18 protein-coding genes, 5 tRNA genes and 1 other RNA gene are annotated in these 22,494 nt (G+C 54.8%); 1 reads left to right on the forward strand and 23 read right to left on the reverse strand.

The features are described 5' to 3' along the window. Positions 1-94 precede the first annotated feature (94 nt). The 19 genes from APT89_RS21940 to mngA all read right to left on the reverse strand — a co-directional run bounded on the left by APT89_RS21940 (position 95) and on the right by mngA (position 15,130). Positions 95-223: non-coding RNA, RtT sRNA (locus APT89_RS21940), on the reverse strand. A 26-nt stretch (positions 224-249) separates the two neighbouring features. Next, positions 250-325 (reverse strand) — tRNA-Lys (locus APT89_RS21945). A gap of 31 nt (positions 326-356) precedes the next feature. After that, positions 357-432: transfer RNA gene (locus APT89_RS21950), tRNA-Lys, on the reverse strand. Between the two features lie 41 nt (positions 433-473). Beyond that, a tRNA-Lys gene (locus APT89_RS21955) sits at positions 474-549 on the reverse strand. 3 nt (positions 550-552) lie between these two features. Further along, a tRNA-Val gene (locus tag APT89_RS21960) sits at positions 553-628 on the reverse strand. Between the two features lie 127 nt (positions 629-755). Continuing rightward, positions 756-831, reverse strand: a tRNA-Lys gene (locus APT89_RS21970). 161 nt (positions 832-992) lie between these two features. After that, positions 993-1,787, reverse strand: coding sequence for a cell division protein CpoB (cpoB, locus tag APT89_RS21975; RefSeq protein ID WP_060573582.1), 795 nt, complete (start codon positions 1,785-1,787; stop codon positions 993-995). 9 nt (positions 1,788-1,796) lie between these two features. Continuing rightward, the gene (pal, locus tag APT89_RS21980; RefSeq protein WP_003858578.1) at positions 1,797-2,318 is read right to left on the reverse strand and encodes a peptidoglycan-associated lipoprotein Pal; all 522 of its coding nucleotides are present in this window, start codon (positions 2,316-2,318) and stop codon (positions 1,797-1,799) included. A gap of 35 nt (positions 2,319-2,353) precedes the next feature. After that, positions 2,354-3,646, reverse strand: coding sequence for a Tol-Pal system beta propeller repeat protein TolB (gene tolB / locus APT89_RS21985; RefSeq protein WP_013097529.1), 1,293 nt, complete (start codon positions 3,644-3,646; stop codon positions 2,354-2,356). Positions 3,647-3,780: 134 nt separating this feature from the next. Beyond that, on the reverse strand, positions 3,781-5,034 hold the full coding sequence (gene tolA, locus APT89_RS21990) for a cell envelope integrity protein TolA (protein WP_060573584.1): 1,254 nt from the start codon (positions 5,032-5,034) through the stop codon (positions 3,781-3,783). Between the two features lie 28 nt (positions 5,035-5,062). Next, on the reverse strand, positions 5,063-5,491 hold the full coding sequence (gene tolR / locus APT89_RS21995; RefSeq protein WP_003858589.1) for a colicin uptake protein TolR: 429 nt from the start codon (positions 5,489-5,491) through the stop codon (positions 5,063-5,065). A gap of 3 nt (positions 5,492-5,494) precedes the next feature. Continuing rightward, positions 5,495-6,187 carry a Tol-Pal system protein TolQ gene (gene tolQ / locus APT89_RS22000; protein WP_008501101.1) on the reverse strand — a complete coding sequence of 231 codons (693 nt, stop codon included), beginning with the start codon at positions 6,185-6,187 and terminating at the stop codon, positions 5,495-5,497. Beyond that, complete coding sequence (gene ybgC / locus APT89_RS22005) at positions 6,184-6,588, reverse strand: tol-pal system-associated acyl-CoA thioesterase (RefSeq protein WP_003858593.1); 405 nt, start codon at positions 6,586-6,588, stop codon at positions 6,184-6,186. Before ybgC ends, tolQ begins: the two co-directional genes overlap by 4 nt. Before the next feature lie 148 nt (positions 6,589-6,736). Then, on the reverse strand, positions 6,737-7,027 hold the full coding sequence (gene ybgE / locus APT89_RS22010) for a cyd operon protein YbgE (protein ID WP_008501100.1): 291 nt from the start codon (positions 7,025-7,027) through the stop codon (positions 6,737-6,739). Continuing rightward, entirely contained in the window at positions 7,027-7,140 is a 114-nt protein-coding gene (gene cydX / locus APT89_RS22015; RefSeq protein WP_045630848.1) for a cytochrome bd-I oxidase subunit CydX, read from the reverse strand. The genes ybgE and cydX overlap by 1 nt, the downstream gene beginning before the upstream one ends. 14 nt (positions 7,141-7,154) lie before the next feature. Beyond that, positions 7,155-8,294, reverse strand: coding sequence for a cytochrome d ubiquinol oxidase subunit II (gene cydB / locus APT89_RS22020; protein ID WP_060573587.1), 1,140 nt, complete (start codon positions 8,292-8,294; stop codon positions 7,155-7,157). A gap of 15 nt (positions 8,295-8,309) precedes the next feature. Further along, positions 8,310-9,878 carry a cytochrome ubiquinol oxidase subunit I gene (gene cydA, locus APT89_RS22025; protein WP_028012385.1) on the reverse strand — a complete coding sequence of 523 codons (1,569 nt, stop codon included), beginning with the start codon at positions 9,876-9,878 and terminating at the stop codon, positions 8,310-8,312. Between the two features lie 680 nt (positions 9,879-10,558). Continuing rightward, on the reverse strand, positions 10,559-13,189 hold the full coding sequence (gene mngB, locus APT89_RS22030) for a mannosylglycerate hydrolase (protein WP_060573590.1): 2,631 nt from the start codon (positions 13,187-13,189) through the stop codon (positions 10,559-10,561). A gap of 24 nt (positions 13,190-13,213) precedes the next feature. After that, positions 13,214-15,130, reverse strand: a complete 1,917-nt coding sequence (gene mngA, locus APT89_RS22035; RefSeq protein WP_060573594.1) for a PTS 2-O-a-mannosyl-D-glycerate transporter subunit IIABC — start codon at positions 15,128-15,130, stop codon at positions 13,214-13,216. Positions 15,131-15,301: 171 nt separating this feature from the next. Here mngA and APT89_RS22040 point away from each other — a divergent pair, with 171 nt between their 5' ends. Beyond that, positions 15,302-16,021: a GntR family transcriptional regulator gene (locus APT89_RS22040; protein WP_060573596.1), complete on the forward strand. Its 720-nt coding sequence runs from the start codon at positions 15,302-15,304 to the stop codon at positions 16,019-16,021. An 83-nt stretch (positions 16,022-16,104) separates the two neighbouring features. Here the strand turns inward: APT89_RS22040 and sucD are convergent, their stop codons facing one another. The 4 genes from sucD to sucA form a co-directional block, all read right to left on the reverse strand. Continuing rightward, a complete protein-coding gene (gene sucD, locus APT89_RS22045) occupies positions 16,105-16,974 on the reverse strand; it encodes a succinate--CoA ligase subunit alpha (protein ID WP_008501094.1) in 870 nt (289 codons plus the stop codon). Next, positions 16,974-18,140, reverse strand: a complete 1,167-nt coding sequence (gene sucC / locus APT89_RS22050) for an ADP-forming succinate--CoA ligase subunit beta (protein ID WP_006809579.1) — start codon at positions 18,138-18,140, stop codon at positions 16,974-16,976. The genes sucD and sucC overlap by 1 nt, the downstream gene beginning before the upstream one ends. Positions 18,141-18,235: 95 nt before the next feature. Beyond that, positions 18,236-19,456: a 2-oxoglutarate dehydrogenase complex dihydrolipoyllysine-residue succinyltransferase gene (gene odhB, locus APT89_RS22055; RefSeq protein WP_008501093.1), complete on the reverse strand. Its 1,221-nt coding sequence runs from the start codon at positions 19,454-19,456 to the stop codon at positions 18,236-18,238. 14 nt (positions 19,457-19,470) lie between these two features. Beyond that, positions 19,471-22,278, reverse strand: a complete 2,808-nt coding sequence (gene sucA, locus APT89_RS22060; RefSeq protein WP_041910763.1) for a 2-oxoglutarate dehydrogenase E1 component — start codon at positions 22,276-22,278, stop codon at positions 19,471-19,473. Positions 22,279-22,494: the final 216 nt, after the last annotated feature.

The raw sequence follows: 22,494 nt of genomic DNA on the forward strand, positions 1-22,494 counted from the left end.
CGAATCTGGAGTGAAAAGTCACCGGGAATAGATGGGCGGAGCATTTGTTGTACGGCAGATAGCAAAAAGGCGCCTTTAGGGCGCCTTTCTACACTGGTGGGTCGTGCAGGATGACTCGCTTCGCTCGCCCTTCGGGCCGTCGCCGAAAACGGCTCCGGTGCCTCACTACGTTCGGCTCGAACCTGCTGCAGGTTCGAATCATCCAGATCGCAGATAGCAAAAAAGCGCCTTTAGGGCGCTTTTTTACATTGGTGGGTCGTGCAGGATTCGAACCTGCGACCAATTGATTAAAAGTCAACTGCTCTACCAACTGAGCTAACGACCCCTTGCGGGATGTACTGCAAATTTATTCAGGCTGGTGGGTCGTGCAGGATTCGAACCTGCGACCAATTGATTAAAAGTCAACTGCTCTACCAACTGAGCTAACGACCCATTCGGGTGTTGCCTGAATTATCACTCGGCACCAATAAAATTGGTGGGTCGTGCAGGATTCGAACCTGCGACCAATTGATTAAAAGTCAACTGCTCTACCAACTGAGCTAACGACCCGAGTGGTGGGTGATGACGGGCTCGAACCGCCGACCCCCTCCGTGTAAAGGAGATGCTCTACCAACTGAGCTAATCACCCACTCTGTACTGCCGGAACTGCGCTAAGTGGTGGGTCGTGCAGGATGACTCGGCTTCGCCTCGCCCTACGGGCCGTTGCTGACGCAACGTTATCCTTCACGTTTTACTACTAATTCCACCTGACTTAGTGGTGGGTCGTGCAGGATTCGAACCTGCGACCAATTGATTAAAAGTCAACTGCTCTACCAACTGAGCTAACGACCCACTTTTATGCTGCTTTCACGTTGTTTGATATCCCGTGGCAACGGCGGCATATATTACTGATTTAAGAATTCTGCGCAACAAAAATTTCGATGAAGATCACTTAACTGCTTAGTAATCATGCTGCACGACCAGAAATAACGCGATTTCTGGTCATGCGATAATCATCCCATCGAATTCAGGCGTTTTTGCGCCTGCTTAGCACCTTCGGTGCCCGGGAATTTTGCGACCACCTGCTGATAAACCGCTTTGGCTTTCGCCGTGTCGCCTTTGTCCTGCATGATCACGCCAACCTTAAACATCGCATCTGGCGCTTTCGGCGATTTCGGGTAATTTTTTACCACGGAGGCAAAATAAAACGCCGCATCGTCCTTTTTACCCTTGTTGTAATTCAACTGACCGAGCCAGTAATTCGCATTTGGCTGATAGGTTGAGTCAGGGTATTTCTTGATAAAGTTCTGAAACGCAGCGAGCGCGTCATCCTGACGAGATTTATCCTGCACCAGGGCAATGGCCGCATTGTAATCCGTATTCGCGTCACCGCTCTGTACAGGCGCACCTGTTGAGGCTGAAGCATCATCAGACGGCGCAGGCGCTGAGGTTGCCGCGCCGCTTTGATCGCCCGCTGCGGGTTGTGCTGCTGCACCGCCGCTGCTGAGGCTATCTATCTGCAATAAAATTTGCTTCTGACGTTCCACAACCTGGTTAAGCTGATACTGACTTTCCTGAATCTGACCACGGAGAGAGTCAATATCGTTTTGGTTATCGGAAAGTTGCTGCTGGAGTTGGGTTAAAAGCTGACTGTGAGCGTTAGAAATACGCTCGAGCTGAGTGACCCGGTCTTCTACCGAGCCTGAGCCGACACTACTGATTGGTGCCTGAGCAAAAGCGGCCCAGGGGGCCGCTATTCCAACCAGTAACGACAGACTCAACAGATGATGTCTGAAGTTACTGCTCATGCAATTCTCTTAGTAAACCAGTACGGCACGACGGTTTTTGGAGTAAGCCGCTTCGTCGTGACCCAGTACTGCAGGTTTTTCTTTACCGTAAGAAACGATGGAGATCTGGTCAGCAGAAACGCCTTTACCCTGCAGGTACATCTTAACGGCGTTAGCACGACGTTCACCCAGGGAGATGTTGTACTCTGGAGTACCACGTTCGTCCGCGTGACCTTCTACGGTGACTTTGTAAGATGGGTTGCTACGCAGGAAGTTAGCGTGAGCATCCAGCATCGCAGCGAAGTCAGAACGGATGTCGTATTTATCCAGATCGAAGTAAACGATGTTGTTCTGCTGCAGCTGCTGCATCTGAAGACGCGCTTGCTCTTCAGAAGACATGTTGCCATTGCCGTTCGCGTCCATACCGGTACCGGCACCCATCATGCCTTCGCCGCTCTGGTCATTGCTGGCGTTCTTGTTAGAAGAACACGCTGCGATTGCCATTACAGGCAGAGCGATCATCAGCCCCTTCAGCACTTTGTTCAGTTGCATTTCTATGATTCCTTTAGTAATCAATTAATTATTATTTACAGATACGGCGACCAGGCAGGTGATTTTACCTGTCCATCAGTGGCCGGAATACGCGCTTTGAAACGCCCATCTGTAGAAACCAGATTCAGCACAGATCCCATCCCCTGAGAAGAGCTGTAGATTACCATAGTGCCGTTAGGTGCCAGACTTGGCGTTTCATCCAGGAACGTTGACGACAGAACTTGAACGCCACCCGCTACCAGATCTTGTTTGGCAATGTGCTGCTGCCCACCGTTGGAGCTGACCATTACCATGAATTTACCGTCGCTGCTCACGTCTGCGTTCTGGTTCTGAGAGCCTTCCCAGGTGATACGCTGCGGAGCACCGCCGTTAATGTTCACTTTATAGATTTGTGGACGGCCTGCCTGGTCAGAGGTAAACGCCAGGTTTTGGCTGTCCGGGAACCATGATGGTTCAGTATTGTTGCTGCGACCGTCGGTCACCTGACGGATCTGGCCAGAGCCAATGTCCATCACGTACAGGTTCAGGCTACCGGTTTTAGACAGCGCAAACGCCAGTTTAGACCCATCTGGTGAGAAGGAAGGCGCACCGTTGTGACGTGGGAACGACGCTACCTGACGCACCGCACCGTTAGCCAGCGTCTGGATAACCAGCGCAGAACGACCACTTTCGAAGGTCACATACGCCAGTTTAGACCCGTCCGGAGACCAGGCTGGAGACATTAGCGGCTGTGAAGAGCGTTTCACCAGGAACTGGTTGTAACCGTCGTAGTCAGATACGCGCAGCTCGTACGGGAACTGACCGCCGTTGGTCTGTACCACATATGCGATACGGGTACGGAACGCACCTTTAATACCGGTCAGCTTTTCGAATACCGCGTCGCTGGCCGCGTGTGCCGCGTAGCGCAGGTACTGTTTAGTGACCTTGTAAGAGTTCTGTGCCAGGACGGTACCCGGTGCACCGCCGGTATCCACCAGCTGCCAGGCCACGTTGTAAGAACCGTCCGGGTTAGGCGTAACCTGCCCCACCACCACGGCATCAATACCCAGCGCAGACCATGCAGCAGGCTGGACTTCCTGCGCACTGCCCGGCTGCTGCGGCAGACGAGAACGATCTAACGGGTTGAATTTACCGCTGTTACGCAGGTCAGCCGCCACGATGCCACCGGCATCTTCAGGTGCAGCGCCAGGACCGGCCCACTGGAACGGAACAACACCGATTGGGCGTGCCGAGTCCACCCCCTGGGTGATCTCGATACGTACTTCTGCGTGCAGGACTGCTGCCCACAGCATTAAAAAACTAAATGCTACACGTAATGCCTGCTTCATCATATCTCCCTTATCCGGGTAACCTTACCCACGATAATTTAGCAGAATGTTAACAAACTCAAATAGACAAAACTACCCGAACCCTGTGACTAAACCTGGTCTATTTTTCCCCGTTTGCACGGGGAAAATGTAACTTAAGGTTTGAAGTCCAGCGGCGCATTTTTGAAGACTTCGTAGACTGCCTGAGAAGGCGGTTTAGGCATCTTCGCCTGACGCGCTGCAGCCAGAGCCGCAGTACATAAAGCCGGGTCGCCACCTTCAGACTTAATATCAAGCAGCATGCCGTCCGGAGCCAATTTTATACGCAGCGTACACGTTTTACCGGCATAGGAAGACGCATCATAGAACCGGCTTTCAATCGCCGATTTAATCTGCGCGGCATAGCCGTTGATTTCAGCCCCTGTCGCACCGTTACTCTTAGTGTTACCACTTCCGGTCGGCGCTGCGTTGTTTCCTTTCGCGCCACCGCCCGTTTTCGGTGCATTCTTACCGGAGCTTAAATCCCCCAGCAGATCGTCAACCCCTGCGGCGGCCGCGGCTTTTTCAGCGGCAGCAGCCTTTTTAGCAGCCGCTTTTTCAGCAGCTGCTTTCTTATCGGCAGCGGCCTTCTCAGCTGCAGCTTTTTTATCAGCAGCGGCTTTTTCAGCGGCGGCAGCTTTTTCGGCAGCAGCCATCTCAGCCGCAGCGGCTTTCTTCGCAGCCTCGGCAGCCGCTTTCTTCTCTGCGTCCTGAGCGGCTTTCTTCGCGGCTTCGGCTTCAGCTTTCTTCTGTGCGTCAGCAGCGGCTTTCTTCGCGGCTTCCGCTTCGGCTTTCTTCTGGGCATCCGCAGCGGCTTTCTTCGCGGCTTCGGCCTCAGCTTTCTTCTGGGCATCGGCAGCCGCTTTCTTCGCCGCTTCTGCCGCTAATTTTGCCTGGGCATCAGCCTGCGCTTTGGCATCCGCTGCGGCTTTTGCTGCCGCCTCTTCCGCCTGCTTTTGCTGTTCCTGCGCTTTCTTCGCGGCCTCTTCGGCTTGCTTCTGCTGTTCCGCCTGCGCTTTCGCAGCTTCCTGCGCCTGCAAACGTTCTTTCTCAAGCTGCTTCAAACGCTCCTGCTCGGCGGCCTGCTTTTCACGCAGCTCTTCCGCCTGCTGTTGCGCCTGTTTTTCGCGCTGCTCTTCAGCCCGTTTGGCACTCGCCTTCTGCTGTTGTTCGCGATTATAGTTTTGCACTACCGCACCGGGATCCACCATTACGGCGTCAATGGAAGACCCTCCACCGCCGCCTGCTGATGCATCAATATGCTCGTCGAACGAACTCCAGATCAGCCCTGCAAAAAGAATAACGTGCAGCACTGCGGAGACGATTATCGCTCGCTTAAGCTTGTCGTTCTGTTCGGTTGCCTTTGACACTATCGGTTCCCAAAAACTACGCGGATGATCAAATAGGTTGAGTCATTAAGCCAACTGACTTAACACCCGCACTATGTAGCAAGTTCAGCGCTTTAATAATTTCATCGTAGGGTACGTCTTTCGCGCCACCGATTAAGAAGACCGTTTTCGGATTTGACTCCAGGCGACGCTGCGCTTCGGCAATAACCTGCTCAGGTGGCAGCTGATCCATACGATCTTTCTCTACCACTACGCTGTACTGCCCTACGCCGGAAACTTCAATGATGACCGGAGGATCGTCATTGGTGCTCACCGCCTGTGATTCTGTCGCATCCGGCAGATCGACTTCCACACTCTGGGTAATGATGGGCGCTGTTGCCATGAAGATCAGCAGCAGTACCAGCAGAACGTCCAGCAGTGGCACGATATTGATTTCGGACTTGAGCTCGCGACGACCTCGTCCACGCGATCTGGCCATGGTTTACCCCTTGTTGCTCTCGGTGCTGGTAAACGCCTGACGGTGCAGAATCGCGGTGAACTCTTCCATAAAGTTGTCGTAGTTCAGTTCCAGTTTGTTCACGCGCTGGTTCAGACGGTTGTAAGCCATTACCGCCGGAATTGCCGCAAACAGACCGATAGCGGTCGCAATCAGTGCTTCAGCGATACCCGGTGCAACCATCTGCAACGTCGCCTGCTTCACCGCGCCAAGCGCGATAAAGGCGTGCATGATCCCCCACACGGTACCAAACAGACCGATATACGGGCTGATAGAACCCACGGTGCCGAGGAAAGGAATGTGCGTTTCAAGATTTTCCAGCTCGCGGTTCATGGAGATACGCATCGCACGCGATGCACCTTCCACGACGGCTTCCGGCGCATGATTGTTTGCCCGATGCAGACGAGCGAACTCTTTGAATCCGCTATAGAAAATTTGTTCGGAGCCGGTCAGGTTTTCACGGCGTCCCTGGCTCTCCTGATACAGGCGAGAAAGTTCAATACCCGACCAGAACTTATCTTCAAATGCTTCCGCTTCACGGCCAGCAGCATTGAGGATACGCGTTCTCTGGATGATGATGGCCCAGGATGCGATTGAAAAACCAATCAAAATCAACATGATAAGTTTAACCAGAAGGCTTGCCTTCAGGAACAAATCAAGGATATTCATGTCAGTCACTGCTTAAACTCCGCGACAATAGACTTAGGAAGCGCACGAGGCTTCATTATGGTTGGATCAACACAAACAATCAGTACTTCAGCTGAGTTCAGTACGGTGTTCTCTGCGTTGACTATCCGCTGCGTGAAAACCAGTGAGGTCCCGCGCATTGATGTAATTTCAGTTTGGACTTCGAGCATATCGTCGAGTCTGGCAGGCGCAAAATACTCAAGCGTCATCTTGCGTACCACGAAGGCAACTCGCTCAGCCAACAGCACCTGTTGACTAAAGTGATGATGGCGCAGCATCTCTGTGCGTGCCCGTTCATAAAAAGCAACGTAGCTGGCGTGGTAAACCACACCACCGGCATCGGTATCTTCGTAATAGACACGAACCGGCCATCGAAACAGCGTTGTATTCACTTTACATCCCAGTAATGCAACAAAAGTTAGAGCTTTTAAACTTCGCTACTATACGCGCGGGGAAGATGGTTTGGAATGGGGGAAAGTAAACGGAGAGTAAATTTTTATGGGCTCGGGTAAGCCCATAACGTTAACGGACATTTCTTATTCAGAAGAAGAAGAAAATCAAACCGGCGAGAAGCACCAGATCGGCAATCAGCGGGCAAAAAATTCCCTGCCAGTGAACGGCTTTCGGACGAAAGCCCACACCGTGGATCACACCTGCGCACACCGCCCACATGATGAGGAAGCCGTGCCAGATCTCAAGCTCGCTGGTCTTTGCCGCAAAGCGCGACGGGTCCCAGAAGATACAGCCTGCCAGCAGTAATGCCATCACTAAAGAAAGCGCCCGTAACGGGCGCTTATCCATTACCGCGTAAAGCTTCGCGATAATATTCATCAGTGTTTTTCTTCACCCGCTTTGATCGCTTCGACGTGCTCAAGCGCCAGGGCAGTGATGACACCAAAAGCACAGGCAAGAAGCGTCCCTAAAATCCATGCGAAATACCACATATTCAGCTCCTTACTTAGTACATAGAGTGGGTGTTGCTTTCGATATGTTCTTTGGTGATACGACCGAACATTTTCCAGTAACACCAGATGGTGTAGGCCAGAACAATCGGAACGAACACGCAAGCAACGTAAGTCATTAAGTTCAGCGTCATATGGCTGGAGGTTGCATCCCACATGGTCAGGCTAGCATTCAGCATGGTGCTGGATGGCATGACGAATGGGAACATGGCAATACCCGCCGTCAGGATGATGCACGCCAGCGTCAGTGAAGAGAACACGAACGCCAGAGCACCTTTCTCCAGGCGAGACGTCAGCACGGTCAGCAGCGGCAGCAGCACGCCCAGAGCCGGGATCGCCCACAGCGCAGGGGTATTGTTGAAGTTCACCAGCCATGCACCAGCCTGACGCGCCACTTCTTTGGTCAGCGGGTTAGACGGTGCCGAGTGGTTAATCGCAGACGTCACCACGTAGCCATCAATACCGTACACCACCCACACGCCTGCCAGAGCGAAGCAAACCAGCGTCACCAGTGCCGCCACCTGAGCAGTAGCACGGGAACGCAGGTGCAGTTCACCCACAGTACGCATCTGCAGGTAAGTTGCGCCCTGAGTGATGATCATCGCCACGCTCACCACACCGGCCAGCAGGCCAAACGGATTCAGCAGCTGGAAGAAGTTGCCGGTGTAGTAAAGACGCATGTATTCATCGAGGCGGAACGGTACGCCCTGCAGCAGGTTACCGAATGCCACGCCAATCACCAGCGGTGGAACGAAGCTACCAATGAAGATGCCCCAGTCCCACATGTTGCGCCAGCGGGTATCTTCAATCTTGGAACGGTAGTCGAAACCGACCGGACGGAAGAATAAAGAGGCCAGCACCAGAATCATCGCCACATAGAAGCCGGAGAACGCAGCCGCGTAGACCATCGGCCAGGCAGCGAACAGCGCGCCGCCTGCGGTGATCAGCCACACCTGGTTACCGTCCCAGTGAGGGGCGATGGAGTTAATCATGATTCGACGCTCGGTGTCATTACGACCGAGGAAACGGGTGAGCATCCCCACCCCCATGTCGAAACCATCCGTGACGGCGAAACCGATCAGCAGAACGCCAACCAGCAGCCACCAGATAAAACGCAATACTTCATAATCGATCATTTGATGACTCCTGTCTTAGCGTGCCGGCTGAGTAGTCACAGTGGATTGCTCGTAGTGATAGCGACCGGTTTTCAGGCTGCTTGGGCCAAGGCGCGCGAACTTGAACATCAGGAACAGTTCAGCCACCAGGAACAGGGTGTACAGACCACAGATCAGCAGCATGGAGAAGATCAGGTCGCCTGCCGTCAGGGAAGAGTTCGCTACCGCCGTTGGCAGTACCTCACCAATCGCCCATGGCTGACGGCCATACTCCGCTACAAACCAGCCGGATTCAATCGCGATCCACGGCAGTGGAATACCGTACAGCGCGGTGCGCAGCAGCCATTTTTTCTCGCCGATGCGGTTACGAATCACGGACCAGAAGGACGCCGCAATGATCAGCAGCATGATGATGCCGCAGCCCACCATGATACGGAATGCGAAGTACAGTGGCGCAACGCGTGGAATCGAGTCTTTGGTCGCCATCTGAATCTGTGCTTCCGTCGCATCAGAAACGTTCGGGGTATAACGTTTCAGCAACAAACCGTAGCCCAGGTCTTTCTTCACGTCGTTAAATTGATCGCGAACGGCCTGATCGGTAGAGCCGGCACGCAGCTGTTCCAGCAGCGAGTAAGCCTTCATACCGTTACGGATACGCTCTTCGTGCTGAACCATCAGCTCCTTCAGACCCGTTACCTGCTTATCGACAGAACGGGTTGCGATGATACCCAGCGCGTAAGGAATTTGGATGGCGAAGCGGTTTTCCTGCGCGTCCTGATCGGGAATACCGAACAGCGTAAAGGCAGCAGGCGCCGGTTGGGTTTCCCATTCGGCTTCGATAGCGGCCAGTTTGGTTTTCTGCACGTCACCCATTTCGTAACCGGATTCATCACCCAGAACGATAACGGAGAGGATTGCAGCCATACCGAAGCTTGCAGCGATAGCAAAGGAGCGCTTGGCAAACGCGAAGTCACGACCGCGCAGCATATAGTAGGAGCTGATACCCAACACGAACATCGCGCCGCACACGTAGCCAGATGCCACGGTGTGAACAAATTTAACCTGAGCAACCGGGTTCAGGACCAGCTCGGCAAAGCTGACCATCTCCATACGCATGGTTTCGAAGTTGAAGTCAGACGCGATCGGGTTCTGCATCCAGCCGTTCGCCACCAGGATCCACAGCGCGGACAGGTTCGAACCTAATGCCACCAGCCAGGTTACGGCCATGTGCTGGACTTTACCCAGACGGTCCCAACCGAAGAAGAACAGACCTACAAAGGTGGATTCGAGGAAGAAGGCCATCAGGCCTTCAATGGCCAGCGGCGCACCGAAGATATCCCCTACATAGTGGGAATAGTAAGACCAGTTAGTCCCGAACTGAAACTCCATGGTCAAACCGGTTGCCACGCCCAGCGCGAAGTTGATACCGAACAACTTGCCCCAGAACTTGGTCATATCTTTATAAATCTGTTTGCCGGAGAGGACGTAAACCGTTTCCATAATTGCCAGCAGGAACGCCATACCGAGCGTCAGCGGCACAAACAGGAAGTGGTACATCGCGGTCAAGGCAAACTGTAAGCGCGACAGTTCGACTACGTCTAACATTATGACTCCTTGCTCATCGCATGAAGACTCCGAGAGTGAACCCCGTTAGAAAGAGATTCACACGCATGCCCCAATACAAATTATTCGCATCCTGGTCGTCGTTATTACCCTGGAGAAGGATAAAAACGATGACGACAAGTTACAAATAGGTTAATAAAAAACTCAAATTGATCCCGCAAATATAATACGCTGCAAAACCCTTACAATAAACAGGTTTTTATTGAATCACATTTACGTTTTTCGACGGCGATCAATTTATAGCAAAATTACCACTTTTCGGCCATTTTGATCGGGGACAATTTAGCGCTTTTCGGCATCTTTTTCCAAGCATTAAACTTTGATTTAAATCAAAAACTGGTCTTGATGTTAATCATGTTTAGCTGCGGTGAGAATGGTAAAAACCATGTTAATGATATGTGCATGCAAAGATGCGATTGGTTATCGAAGACCAAAAAAAATATAAACAGAAGTGATTTTAATTAACGTGAGAGAAAAATGCCCTGTCGAAGCGGGACAAACAATAAGCGTAGCTGGGCCAGTTTATTTTTCCATTCTGTTTTTGCAACCCTTAGAAATTACATTTGATTTACTTTTATTATCCCGGAAGTTAACACCGAAGCGTGACTATTTAATGAAAAAAGGCCGCGAACTCTGCGGCCTTTTGATCGTGTCAGCGGTTTTCAGGCAAGAAGAATGCTGAAGGTTCGTGACTGTCCCGGTCTGAACGCCCCGACGATGCCCTCTTCTTCACGATTGTCTATTATCCGTTCATTCATGTCCGTTTCGCAGCACCGTTTCACGGTCGGAGCCACGGATAACGTCGCGTCACATGCGCTGGACTCGGAAGGGTTGAACAGACGAAGAATGAGCTCGTCTCGATCTTCAGCCTTTTTGAGCGTACTGAGCACGCATCCCGTGGGCGAAAGCGCCAGCAGGCTGTAACTTTCCGGCGTGGTACACGACGAGCGATTGAGCTTCATCGCGTCCCAGGGAATTTTGTTATAGCACTGCACCGGCGTTAACCACGATTTAGCCTGCTGCGCGACGCCCGCGTTTTCCGGCGTTCCACTGAAGCTGAAGAGGCTAAAGCGACAGCTTAACGAACCGCGCACCTGGGAGTCAGGAACAGGCATTTTGATTCCTGAAGGCCTACCGGGGCGCAACAGCAAATCTTCTTTGCCGAGTAACCCCACGCCGCGCAGCAGGGTCAGGGCAAAGGCTTTTTTATCCTCGCCTACTACTTCAAACTCGCGCAGTCCTTCGGTGAACAGCGCAAGCCCGTTTCGTTTTTCCTGCAGGACGGCATAGTTGAGTAAATTCCAGACGGGAACCGGCGCTTCTTTCCACCCCTCCTCCTGCCAGTTTTCCATCGCCGCGTCCTGCACCGGACGAGTGAGGGTGCCAAACTGGGTATCCGCTAACACGTCCTCTGTCATAAACGGCGTAGGGATCAGCACGCGGACGCGGTGGTCGTCAGCCTGATTATCCAGACGCACCGCCACATCAATACGTCTGCTGTGGTGGCTAAGCGTGATTTCAACCTCAGCGCCGAGAGACCCGCTTCGCTGACCCGCCGCGCGTTCGGCCAGATTAGCCGGTACCGCGATCTGATGGCGAATCACCGCCCTGCTCTGCCAGCCTTCGTGTATAACCTCGACCTGATGCTCGCCCTGCGCTGAAGTGAGTCTCCACTCTTCCCGCGAAGGCGAGTAGTCGTACTCATCGCCATCATCCGAACTCTCTTCGATTTCCAGCACCCGGTCATAAATCAGCCCGGTTTCTTTGTCGCGCAGGCGCAGCGTACCGTCGTTATTTAAATCAATCTGCCAGAAGGCGTTTTCGAGCAAGGATTCAGTGTTTATCACCGGAGAGACCACCTTCCCGGCCACGTTTGGCTCGATAAACAGCGTACGGTAGCCCATCGACGGCAGTATCTGGCTGAGCTGAATATCAAACTCCATAAACGGCTCATAATTACCGTAATGGACAATCTGCCGGTCAATGAGACCAGGGTCCAGCTCGCGCGCGCTGCGAATGAAATACGGGATCTCGTTGCCTTTATCATCCAACAGACGGAACTGGCTGGCGCGCAGTCGAATCGTGGTGTTCATCACCTCTTCACGCGGCCAGGGCATCAGGTTGAACATCACCAGTTTGTCGGCGTCGCTTTGTGGCATGTTGTCGACAATCTTGCGCATATAGAAACGCACCAGGTTATCTGCCATGTCTTCAGCCAGTTCAAAACGAGAGACAATCTCACGATGCACCTTGTCGCTGCAGCAGCAGCCGATGCTGTCGTGAGCGTGGTTTTTAAGGATCTCTTTCCACATCTTCTCCAGCAGGCCGTGGTGATAATCGAAGCCCAGCGTCCATGCAAGCGTCGCCAGCGGTTCGAGGATGTTGACAATTTTGTTCTCAATACGCGCATGGGCAATTTTGATATCCATGCGCGTGGAGCCGATTGTCCGGTGCACGCGCATGTATTTCCCGTCGATAAACTCCCCTTTCAGAGTCGCCAGTTCATCGCGGCGTGCCTCAATGTGGTCAAACACCTCTTCAAAGCGGCTCATTACAAATTGACGCTGCGGATAGATTTCACGCAGCTTATCCATCACGGAGAAAATGTTCTGCTGCAGCGGCATCTGATCGTGACCGTTGGGCAGCACAATCTCTTTGGTGACGGAGGCCTTTTCCAGAACGTCGAAATAGCTGTCGAGCCGTTTTCGCAGCCCGGCTTCGTCCTCCGGTAAGTACTTACCAATCGCGTAGCCCAGCGGCAGCACCTGCGCCGTGACTTCACTGCCGTCCTGGCTCTGCCAGAGAAATTCGGTTTTATCGGTCCCGTGTCGTTCCGAGCAGCCGCGCCAGAACATCGTCCGGGTAATGCCAAATCCGTTATAGATATGCGGAAGCTGGCCGGACATACCAAACGAATCCGGCAGATAGCCGATCTTCATCGGCTCGCCGAACGCCATACAGTCCCGGATGCCGTACATCAGGTTGCGGACAATCGACTCGCCGCTGACAATCGTGGTATCGGTCTGGGTATACCAGGGGCCGATAATCAGTTTTCCGCGCTCCACAAGCGCCTTTACCCGCGCGCGGTTTTCGGGCACGACGGCAAAATAATCTTCCAGCACCGCCGTCTGGCCATCAAGGACGTAATATTTATACTCGTCGTCCTGCTCCAGGCGGGTCAGGATCTCTTCCATATTATTGACCAGAAGAATGCGCGACTCTTCAGTGGTGAAGTACCACTCACGGTCCCAGTGCATATGCGGCGTGATATGAACGCGAGATACAGCTTTCATCTTCGTTTCCTGTTTTGTGAGTTTTTACGGTATGGCGTCTTCTGTGAGGTACTTGCCCTTTTTTACCGCCTGACGTCGCCAGAGCAGCAGAACAAACGTGGAGACAGCGGTCCCCGCCAGCGCCGCGCCAAACCAGCCCGCCGCCGCAACCACACCGCCCAACCCGGCATCGTGAAGTAAAAAGAGAGAGAAAATCCCGGCCCCCGGGGTAGACAACCCGATCCCCATCGCACCGACAGCCGCGCCTGTCACCATGGATCCAAGTACAAATGAGCCAATGACGCGAAGCGGATCTTCAATCGCCATCGGGATCGTCCCTTCGGTAATGCCCGCCAGGCCGAGCAGCCACGTTGATTTACCGGTTTCAATTTCAAACGGTTTAAACAGCTTCGGCGCCAGCATCGTCGACGCCGTGACGGTGAAGGCTGAGACCATTTTGACGGAGGCAAAGATTGCGTAAGGACCATAAACGCCGTTCGCCATCGCCCCCAGGCAAAACGCGTAAGAGGCTTTGTTGACCGGGCCACCCAAATCGAATGAGCACATAAACCCGAGGATTGCCCCCAGAAGCAGCGCATTCGCGCCGGAGAGACCGTTAAGCCAGACGGTGAGCGTGTTATTGAGCCAGGCCACCGGTTCGCCAATCACAAACAGCATCAGGCTGCCCGCGCCCAGCACGCCAATCACCGGATAGAGATAAAAGGTCAGAAAGCCGTTGTAGCGGCTACTGAGCCGAATGTGGTTTTTCACCCAGCGCATCAGATAGCCCGCGATCAGCCCACCGACGATAGCGCCCAGAAAACCGGAGCCGATCATATTGGCAGCAAGACCGGCCGCAAAACCCGGCGTCAGCGCAGGTTTATCCGCCAGCGAATACGCGGTATAGGCCGCCAGAACAGGTACCATCAGAATGCCGAGCATGCCGCCGCCAAGCTTGCGGTACATCCACAGCCACGAGTTTTCCTGGTCAAACAGGTGCTGCAGACCCAGGATTTGCGCCAGCAGTACCGACACGGCCAGCACCGTACCGCCAGCGACGATCAGCGGCACCGCAAAAGAGATACCGCTGAGAAGTGCCTGCTTGAGTTCAGTTTTAACGCTCTTTTTCGTTTCGGTATCGACATGCGCAGGACGCGCATCGGATGCAGGCTGCAGCGCCAGCGCGCGCTCAATCAGCGCTTCAGCATGGCGCAGAGGCTCCGCGACGGGCACAGAGATGGCGGGAATCCCCTGAAAACGCTCGCTCTCTTTGATCGCCACTTCTGCGGCAAAAATGCACGCTTTGGCCTCACGAAGCTGCTGCGCGGTGATGCGCCCCTCAATGCCGTTCGCCCCCTGCTTTTCGACCACCACGTTGACGCCAAGCTTGCGTCCCGCTTTTTCCAGGTACTCTGCGGCCATATAGGTATGCGCGATCCCGGCCGGACAGGCGGTCACGCAGACGATTGTCGGGGCATTCAGCGCGACGGCTGCCTCTTCCGTGTCAGGGGCAGCTTCAAGCGCAGCAAGCACGTCTTCCGCCGTGGTAGCAGCCATCACGCGCGCCCTGAGATCGTCATCCGCCAGGCGAGACGTCAGCTCCGTCAGCACCTGAATATGGGTTGAACCCGCTTCTGCTGGCGGAATGGCGAGCAGAAAAACCAGCTCAACCTCTTCCGGCCCGTCCACGCCTTCCCATGCAAGCGGTTCTCGCAGAGTTGCCACGGCAAAAGCCGCCTCCTTCACGACGGCTGATTTACCGTGAGGAACGGCCAGTCCTTCACCCAGCGCGGTCGGCCCAAGCGATTCCCGATGAAACACCTCCTCCAGAAACGCATCGGCATCAGCGATTTTGCCCAGCGCCACCAGCCGCGCCGTAAGCTGACGGATTGCCTCATCCCGGCGGGTAAACTGCGCCTGAACGCAAACAGCACGCGGATCGGTCAGAGTCGTCAGGTTCATAAAGATCCTCACCTATACAGAGTTATTGTCTGGGGAGGATTCTGGCAGACCCAATAATACATTTATGTGATCACTTTCACTAAAAGCCAAATTTGTATTTTAATTGTATTATTTACAAATCATCAGTTGAATGCATAATTCCCTGAAAAGGTATTAAGCAGGCGCGATAAAATGGGCAACAAACCGATGTACCGGCAGATAGCCGATGCGTTCCGCGAGAAAATCAACGCCGGGGAATTAAAACCCGGAGACGCGCTGCCGACGGAGTCCAGTCTTCAGGAGGCGTTTCGCGTCAGCCGCGTCACCGTGCGGCAGGCCCTGAAACTGCTCGCCGATGAGCAGGTCATCGAAAGTATTCAGGGCAGCGGCTCTTATGTAAAAAAAGAGGAGCGCGTCAATTACGATATTTATCAGCTCACCGGCTTTTACGAAAAGCTGGCGGATCGTCATGTCGATACGCACAGTGATGTCAAAATCTTTGAAGTGGTGAAAGCCGATGCGCGGCTGGCGGCAACATTAGCGGTTGGCGTGGAAGATAAGGTCTGGCACGTTAAGCGCGTGCGTTTCATCAAGCAGAAGCCGGTGAACCTGGAGGAGACATGGATGCCGCTGGCCATGTTTCCCGACCTCACCTGGGAAGTGATGGAGAATTCGAAATATCACTACGTTGAGCAGATCAAAAAGCTGGTTATCGATCGCAGCGAGCAGGAGTTGATGCCGATCATGCCGTCAGAGGAGGCGATCGCCGCGCTGTCGCTCGATCCGGCAAAGCCGATCCTGGAAAAAGTCTCCCGTGGGTTCCTGAAGGACGGACGGGTGTTTGAATACAGCCGCAACGTGTTCAATACCGACGACTACAAGTTCACTCTCGTCGCCAGACGCAGGCAATAAAAAAGGCCGCTTTACAGCGGCCAACCATGTCGAAACGGACATTTTTATACTTCATCGCTCCCCGTTCGGGGAGCAGAGAGGACTTACTTAATGATGGATTTCAGTGCTTCGCCGATATCCGCCAGGCTGCGAACGGTCTTCACGCCTGCGGCTTCCAGCGCAGCAAACTTCTCATCAGCCGTACCTTTACCACCGGCGATGATCGCGCCCGCGTGGCCCATACGCTTGCCTTTCGGCGCAGTCACACCCGCGATGTAGCCCACGACTGGCTTGGTCACGTGTTCTTTGATGTAAGCAGCCGCTTCTTCTTCCGCGCTACCGCCGATCTCGCCGATCATCACGATCGCTTCGGTCTGCGGATCTTCCTGGAACAGCTTCAGGATGTCGATGAAGTTAGATCCCGGGATTGGGTCACCGCCGATGCCCACGCAGGTGGACTGGCCAAAGCCGTAGTCGGTGGTCTGCTTAACCGCTTCATAGGTCAGGGTACCGGAACGGGAAACGATGCCCACTTTGCCCGGCTTGTGAATGTGACCAGGCATGATGCCGATTTTGCATTCGCCCGGAGTGATCACGCCAGGGCAGTTCGGGCCGATCATACGCACGCCTGCTTCGTCCAGCTTCACCTTCACGGTCAGCATATCCAGGGTCGGGATGCCTTCGGTGATGGTGATGATCAGCTTGATGCCTGCGTCGATCGCTTCCAGAATGGAGTCTTTGCAGAACGGTGCCGGAACGTAGATCACGGTCGCGGTTGCGCCCGTCGCTTCTACCGCTTCACGCACGGTGTTGAACACCGGCAGGCCCAGGTGCGTGGTGCCGCCTTTACCTGGCGTTACGCCGCCAACCATCTGCGTGCCGTAGGCAATCGCCTGTTCGGAGTGGAAAGTCCCCTGGCTACCGGTGAAGCCCTGGCAGATAACCTTGGTATCTTTATTAATTAAAACTGACATTATTTCCCCTCCACTGCGGCAACAACCTGCTGAGCTGCATCCGTCAGACTTTTCGCTGCAATAATATTCAGGCCGCTGTCAGCCAGTTTTTTCGCGCCGAGTTCAGCGTTGTTACCTTCCAGACGCACAACCACCGGAACGTTAACACCCACTTCTTCTACCGCACCGATGATGCCGTCAGCAATCAGGTCGCAACGGACGATGCCGCCGAAGATGTTAACCAGTACCGCTTTAACGTTGTCGTCAGAGAGGATGATTTTGAACGCTTCGGTTACGCGCTCTTTGGTTGCGCCACCGCCCACGTCAAGGAAGTTCGCCGGCTCACCGCCGTGCAGCTTAACGATGTCCATGGTGCCCATCGCCAGGCCCGCACCGTTAACCATGCAGCCGATGTTGCCATCCAGCGCCACGTAGTTCAGCTCCCACTGAGCAGCCTGTGCTTCACGCGGATCTTCCTGAGACTGGTCGCGCATTTCGCGCAGATCCGGCTGGCGGAACAGCGCGTTGCCGTCAGCGCCCAGCTTGCCGTCGAGGCAGATCAGGTCGCCCTGGGTGGTGATCACCAGCGGGTTGATCTCGATCAGCGCCAGATCGCGCTCAAGGAAGATAGTCGCCAGGCCCATGAAGATCTTGGTGAACTGCTGAACCAGCTTGCCTTCCAGACCCAGCTTGAACGCCAGCTCGCGACCCTGATAAGGCATTGGGCCCGCCAGCGGATCGATAGCCACTTTGTGGATCAGGTGCGGGGTCTCTTCCGCCACTTTTTCAATTTCCACGCCGCCTTCGGTAGACGCCATGAACACCACGCGACGGGAGCTACGGTCAACCACCGCGCCCAGGTACAGCTCTTTCGCGATGTCGGTCGCCGCTTCGACCAGGATCTGGTTAACCGGCTGGCCGTTCGCATCTGTCTGGTAGGTCACCAGACGCTTGCCGAGCCAATGTTCAGCAAACGCACGAATCTCTTCTTTGCTCTTAACAACCTTCACACCGCCCGCTTTACCACGGCCACCAGCGTGAACCTGACATTTAACTACCCACGGGCCGGAACCGATTTTAGATGCGGCTTCTTCTGCTTCACGCGGGGTAGTACAGGCATAACCCACCGGAGCCGGTAAGCCATACCGGGCAAACAGCTGTTTGGCCTGATATTCATGTAAGTTCATGTGTTCTATCCATCCTTCAGGGTAATCGTTATCTTCAAACCTGTAGACCGGCGCAGCGTGTGCCGGTCCACGGGGCAGGTGATGCTAAATCGTTACTAGACGTCCAGCAGCAGACGCGTTGGATCTTCCAGCAGCTCTTTAATAGCTACCAGGAAGCCCACGGACTCGCGGCCGTCGATCAGGCGGTGGTCGTAAGAGAGCGCCAGGTACATCATCGGCAGGATCTCAACTTTACCGTCTACCGCCATCGGGCGATCTTTAATGGCATGCATACCCAGGATCGCGCTCTGCGGCGGGTTAATGATCGGGGTAGACATCAGCGAGCCGAATACGCCGCCGTTGGTAATGGTGAAGTTACCGCCGGTCAGATCGTCTACGGTCAGCTTGCCGTCGCGGCCTTTCACGGCCAGCTCTTTAATGTTCTTCTCGATGTCAGCCATACCCAGGGTATCCACATCACGCAGAACCGGGGTCACCAGGCCGCGTGGGGTAGAAACCGCCATGCTGACGTCGAAGTAGTTGTGGTAAACCACGTCATCGCCATCGATAGACGCGTTCACTTCCGGGTAACGTTTCAGCGCTTCAACCACCGCCTTCACGTAGAAGGACATGAAGCCCAGACGGATACCGTGACGTTTTTCAAACGCGTCACCGTACTGCTTACGCAGATCCATAATTGGCTTCATGTTCACTTCGTTGAAGGTGGTCAGCATCGCGGTGGAGTTTTTCGCTTCCAGCAGACGCTCGGCCACGCGCTTGCGCAGGCGCGTCATCGGTACGCGTTTTTCGCTGCGGGCACCCAGCGCAGGCTGTGCTGCCGGAGCTGCCGCAGGGGCTTTCGCTTCTGCCTGAGCAGGCGCTTTTGCCAGATGCTTGTCGATGTCTTCGCGGGTCAGACGACCGCCCACACCGGTGCCTTTGATGGCTGCCGGGTCAAGGCTGTGTTCAGCCAGCAGGCGACGGATCGCCGGGCTGAGGGCGTCGTTAGACTGTTCTTCCAGAGAAGCCTGCTGGCGCTGAGCCGGCGTAGAGGCTTTCTCTTCAGACTTCGCGCTGGACTCTTTGCCCGCGCTGTTGCCTTCACGCAGGCGCCCCAGGATCTGACGAGAGGTGACGGTGGTGCCTTCATCTTCCAGCACCGCGTCCAGAACGCCATCCGCCGAAGCCGGTACTTCCAGTACCACTTTGTCAGTTTCGATTTCTACCAGCACTTCATCGCGCTTAACGGCATCGCCTGGTTTTTTGTGCCAGGTAGCGACGGTCGCATCTGCTACGGATTCAGGCAGGTCGGGAACAAGAATATCTACGCTACTCATTATGTATCCTTTAATTAATCGACGTTCAGCGCGTCATTGACCAGATCTTGTTGCTGCTTCTGGTGAACGGACATATACCCTACCGCCGGAGAGGCGGAGGCCGGGCGACCTGCATAGCGCAGGGCTGACCCAAATGGAATCACTTCACGGAAATGATGCTGGCTGCAGTACCATGCGCCCTGGTTGAGCGGCTCTTCCTGGCACCAGACAAAATCATGTACGTGAGCGTACTGTTTCAGCACTTCCTGCATCGCCTGATGCGGGAACGGATAAAGCTGTTCGATACGCACGATGGCGACATCTTTCTGATCGTTCTTACGGCGCTGTTCCAGCAGGTCGTAATAAACCTTACCAGAACACATCACCACACGCTTCACGGCCTGCGGATCCAGCTCGTCAATTTCACCGATGGCCGGCAGGAAGGTGCCGTTCGCCAGCTCTTCCAGGCTGGAGACCGCCAGCGGATGACGCAGCAGGGATTTCGGCGACATCACCACCAGCGGACGGCGCATACCGCGCAGCGCCTGACGACGCAGCATGTGGTACACCTGCGCCGGGGTGGACGGCACGCAGACCTGCATGTTCTGCTCGGCGCAGAGCTGCAGATAACGTTCCAGACGCGCGGAGGAGTGCTCCGGACCCTGGCCTTCATAACCGTGCGGCAGGAGCATCACCAGGCCACACATGCGGCCCCATTTCTGTTCGCCGGAGGAGATGAACTGGTCGATAACCACCTGCGCACCGTTGGCGAAGTCACCGAACTGCGCTTCCCAGATGGTCAGGGTGCGCGGTTCCGCCGTGGCGTAACCGTATTCGAAAGCCAGTACCGCTTCTTCAGACAGCACGGAGTCCCAGACCTTGAACTGGCCCTGACCGTTGTGCACGTGCTGCAGCGGGGTGTAGGTTGAACCGTTAGACTGGTTGTGAACCACCGCATGACGGTGGAAGAAGGTCCCACGGCCCGCATCTTCACCGGACAGACGAACAGGGATCCCTTCGTCAACCAGCGTTGCGTAGGCCAGCGTTTCCGCCCCGCCCCAGTCGAACAGCTTCTCGCCTGCCGCCATGGACTGACGGTCGGCGTAGATTTTCGCCACGCGAGACTGCATCTCGATAGCGTCCGGCACAGTGCTGATGCGTTTAGCCAGCTCCTGCAGGCGCTTCATCTCAACCTTGTTCGGGTAGCTCTCATCCCACTCGTGGTTGAGGTACGGCGACCAGGTAAAGGAGTGCATGTTCATCGGGCGCAGTTCTTTCACCACGCATTCACCCGCGTCCAGCGCGTCGCGGTAGAGGTTGACCATTTCGGTCGCATCTTCCAGCGTCGCCACGTTGTCGCTTTCCAGCTTGTCAGCATAGATTTTGCGCGGGGTCGGGTGTTTTTTGATTTTCTGGTACATCAGCGGCTGGGTTGCACTTGGCTCATCCGCTTCGTTGTGGCCGTGACGGCGGTAGCAGAAGAGGTCAATGAACACATCGCGCTTAAAGGTATTACGGAAGTCCAGCGCCAGACGGGTAACGAAAGCAACGGCTTCCGGGTCATCCGCATTAACGTGGAAGATTGGCGCCTGTACCATCTTACCGATGTCGGTGCAGTACGGGGTAGAACGCGCATCCAGCGGGTTAGAGGTGGTGAAGCCCACCTGGTTGTTGATCACGATGCGAACGGTACCGCCCACTTCATAACCACGCGCTTTCGACATGTTCAGGGTTTCCTGAACCACGCCCTGCCCTGTGACCGCCGCATCACCGTGGATGGTGATTGGCAGCACTTTATTGCTGCTCGGCTCGTCCAGACGATCCAGACGCGCGCGCACGGAACCGATAACCACCGGGCTGACGATTTCCAGGTGTGACGGGTTAAACGCCAGCGCCAGGTGAACCAGACCGCCTTCGGTTTCGATATCTGACGAGAAGCCCATGTGGTACTTCACGTCGCCGGTGCCGAGGTGTTCTTTGTGTTTGCCCGCGAATTCGTCGAACAGGTCCTGCGGTTTTTTACCCAGCACGTTGACCAGCACGTTCAGACGACCACGGTGCGCCATGCCGAGCACCACTTCACGGGTGCCGCTCTTGCCTGCGTGGCGAATCAGCTCTTTCAGCATCGGCACCAGCGCGTCGCCGCCTTCCAGCGAGAAGCGTTTTGCGCCCGGGAACTTCGCGCCCAGATAGCGCTCAAGCCCTTCCGCTGCGGTCAGTTCGCTGAGGAAGCGTTTCTTCTCGTCGGCCGAGAAGGTCGCGTGGCCCGCTACGGATTCGATGCGCTGCTGGATCCAGCGTTTCTCTTCAGTAGAGGTAATGTGCATATATTCCGCGCCGATGGAGCCGCAGTAGGTTTGCTTGAGCGCGTCAATCAGATCGCCCAGCTTCATCGTGTCTTTGCCGATAGCAAAGGAACCTACGTTAAAGCTTTCCTGGAAATCGGCCTCGGTCAGATCGTGATACGCCGGATCGAGATCGGCCACACGTTCCTGCTGCCACAGTCCCAGCGGATCGAGATTCGCATGCTGGTGACCGCGGAAGCGATAAGCGTTGATAAGCTGCAGGACTTTAACCTGCTTCGCATTGGTGTCAGGGTCGGAAATCGCAGAAGAGTAACGTGAGGCATCCTTCGCCAGACGACGGAAATAATCACGTGTTTTGGAATGGAATTGATCCGGTTTGACCCCTGTACCAGGCAACTGCTGGAACATGGAACGCCAGTTTGCGTCCACTGAGTCAGGATCGGTTAAGAAGTCTTCATAGAGCTGTTCTATCCAGCTCTGGTTGGCACCAGAGAGGTAAGAAGAGTCCAGCCAGGCTTTCATTGCGCCGTTCTGCATCGTGATCCCTTAAGCATTTTTATGCTTACTTTCGCCGTAGAAACTACCACGCACACCGCGTGTACGTGCCGGGGTTCACCTGCGAGCTCTTTTACTTTGGCCCGCGAAGGAACCTTTAGAAACTGTCTAAATAATCTTCGTCGTTCAGGCTGCGACTGCGTTGCGGCTTTCACTCACCCCAGTCACATAGTTCACTATGCTCCTGGGGATTCGTTC

Origin of the sequence: Enterobacter sp. 50588862 (assembly GCF_001462935.1) — a bacterium.
In the GTDB taxonomy this organism is placed as follows: Bacteria; Pseudomonadota; Gammaproteobacteria; order Enterobacterales; family Enterobacteriaceae; genus Enterobacter; species Enterobacter bugandensis.

Bases quoted from the DNA above. Each gene is read 5' to 3' on its own strand.
- sucD (WP_008501094.1), bottom strand. From the start codon at position 16,974: ATGTCAGTTTTAATTAATAAAGATACCAAGGTTATCTGCCAGGGCTTC.
- cydA (WP_028012385.1), bottom strand. From the start codon at position 9,878: ATGTTAGACGTAGTCGAACTGTCGCGCTTACAGTTTGCCTTGACCGCG.
- odhB (WP_008501093.1), bottom strand. From the start codon at position 19,456: ATGAGTAGCGTAGATATTCTTGTTCCCGACCTGCCTGAATCCGTAGCA.
- mngB (WP_060573590.1), bottom strand. From the start codon at position 13,189: ATGAAAGCTGTATCTCGCGTTCATATCACGCCGCATATGCACTGGGAC.
- mngA (WP_060573594.1), bottom strand. From the start codon at position 15,130: ATGAACCTGACGACTCTGACCGATCCGCGTGCTGTTTGCGTTCAGGCG.
- cydX (WP_045630848.1), bottom strand. From the start codon at position 7,140: ATGTGGTATTTCGCATGGATTTTAGGGACGCTTCTTGCCTGTGCTTTT.
- cpoB (WP_060573582.1), bottom strand. From the start codon at position 1,787: ATGAGCAGTAACTTCAGACATCATCTGTTGAGTCTGTCGTTACTGGTT.
- pal (WP_003858578.1), bottom strand. From the start codon at position 2,318: ATGCAACTGAACAAAGTGCTGAAGGGGCTGATGATCGCTCTGCCTGTA.
- sucA (WP_041910763.1), bottom strand. From the start codon at position 22,278: ATGCAGAACGGCGCAATGAAAGCCTGGCTGGACTCTTCTTACCTCTCT.
- ybgE (WP_008501100.1), bottom strand. From the start codon at position 7,027: ATGAATATTATCGCGAAGCTTTACGCGGTAATGGATAAGCGCCCGTTA.
- cydB (WP_060573587.1), bottom strand. From the start codon at position 8,294: ATGATCGATTATGAAGTATTGCGTTTTATCTGGTGGCTGCTGGTTGGC.
- tolB (WP_013097529.1), bottom strand. From the start codon at position 3,646: ATGAAGCAGGCATTACGTGTAGCATTTAGTTTTTTAATGCTGTGGGCA.
- APT89_RS22040 (WP_060573596.1), top strand. From the start codon at position 15,302: ATGGGCAACAAACCGATGTACCGGCAGATAGCCGATGCGTTCCGCGAG.
- tolR (WP_003858589.1), bottom strand. From the start codon at position 5,491: ATGGCCAGATCGCGTGGACGAGGTCGTCGCGAGCTCAAGTCCGAAATC.
- sucC (WP_006809579.1), bottom strand. From the start codon at position 18,140: ATGAACTTACATGAATATCAGGCCAAACAGCTGTTTGCCCGGTATGGC.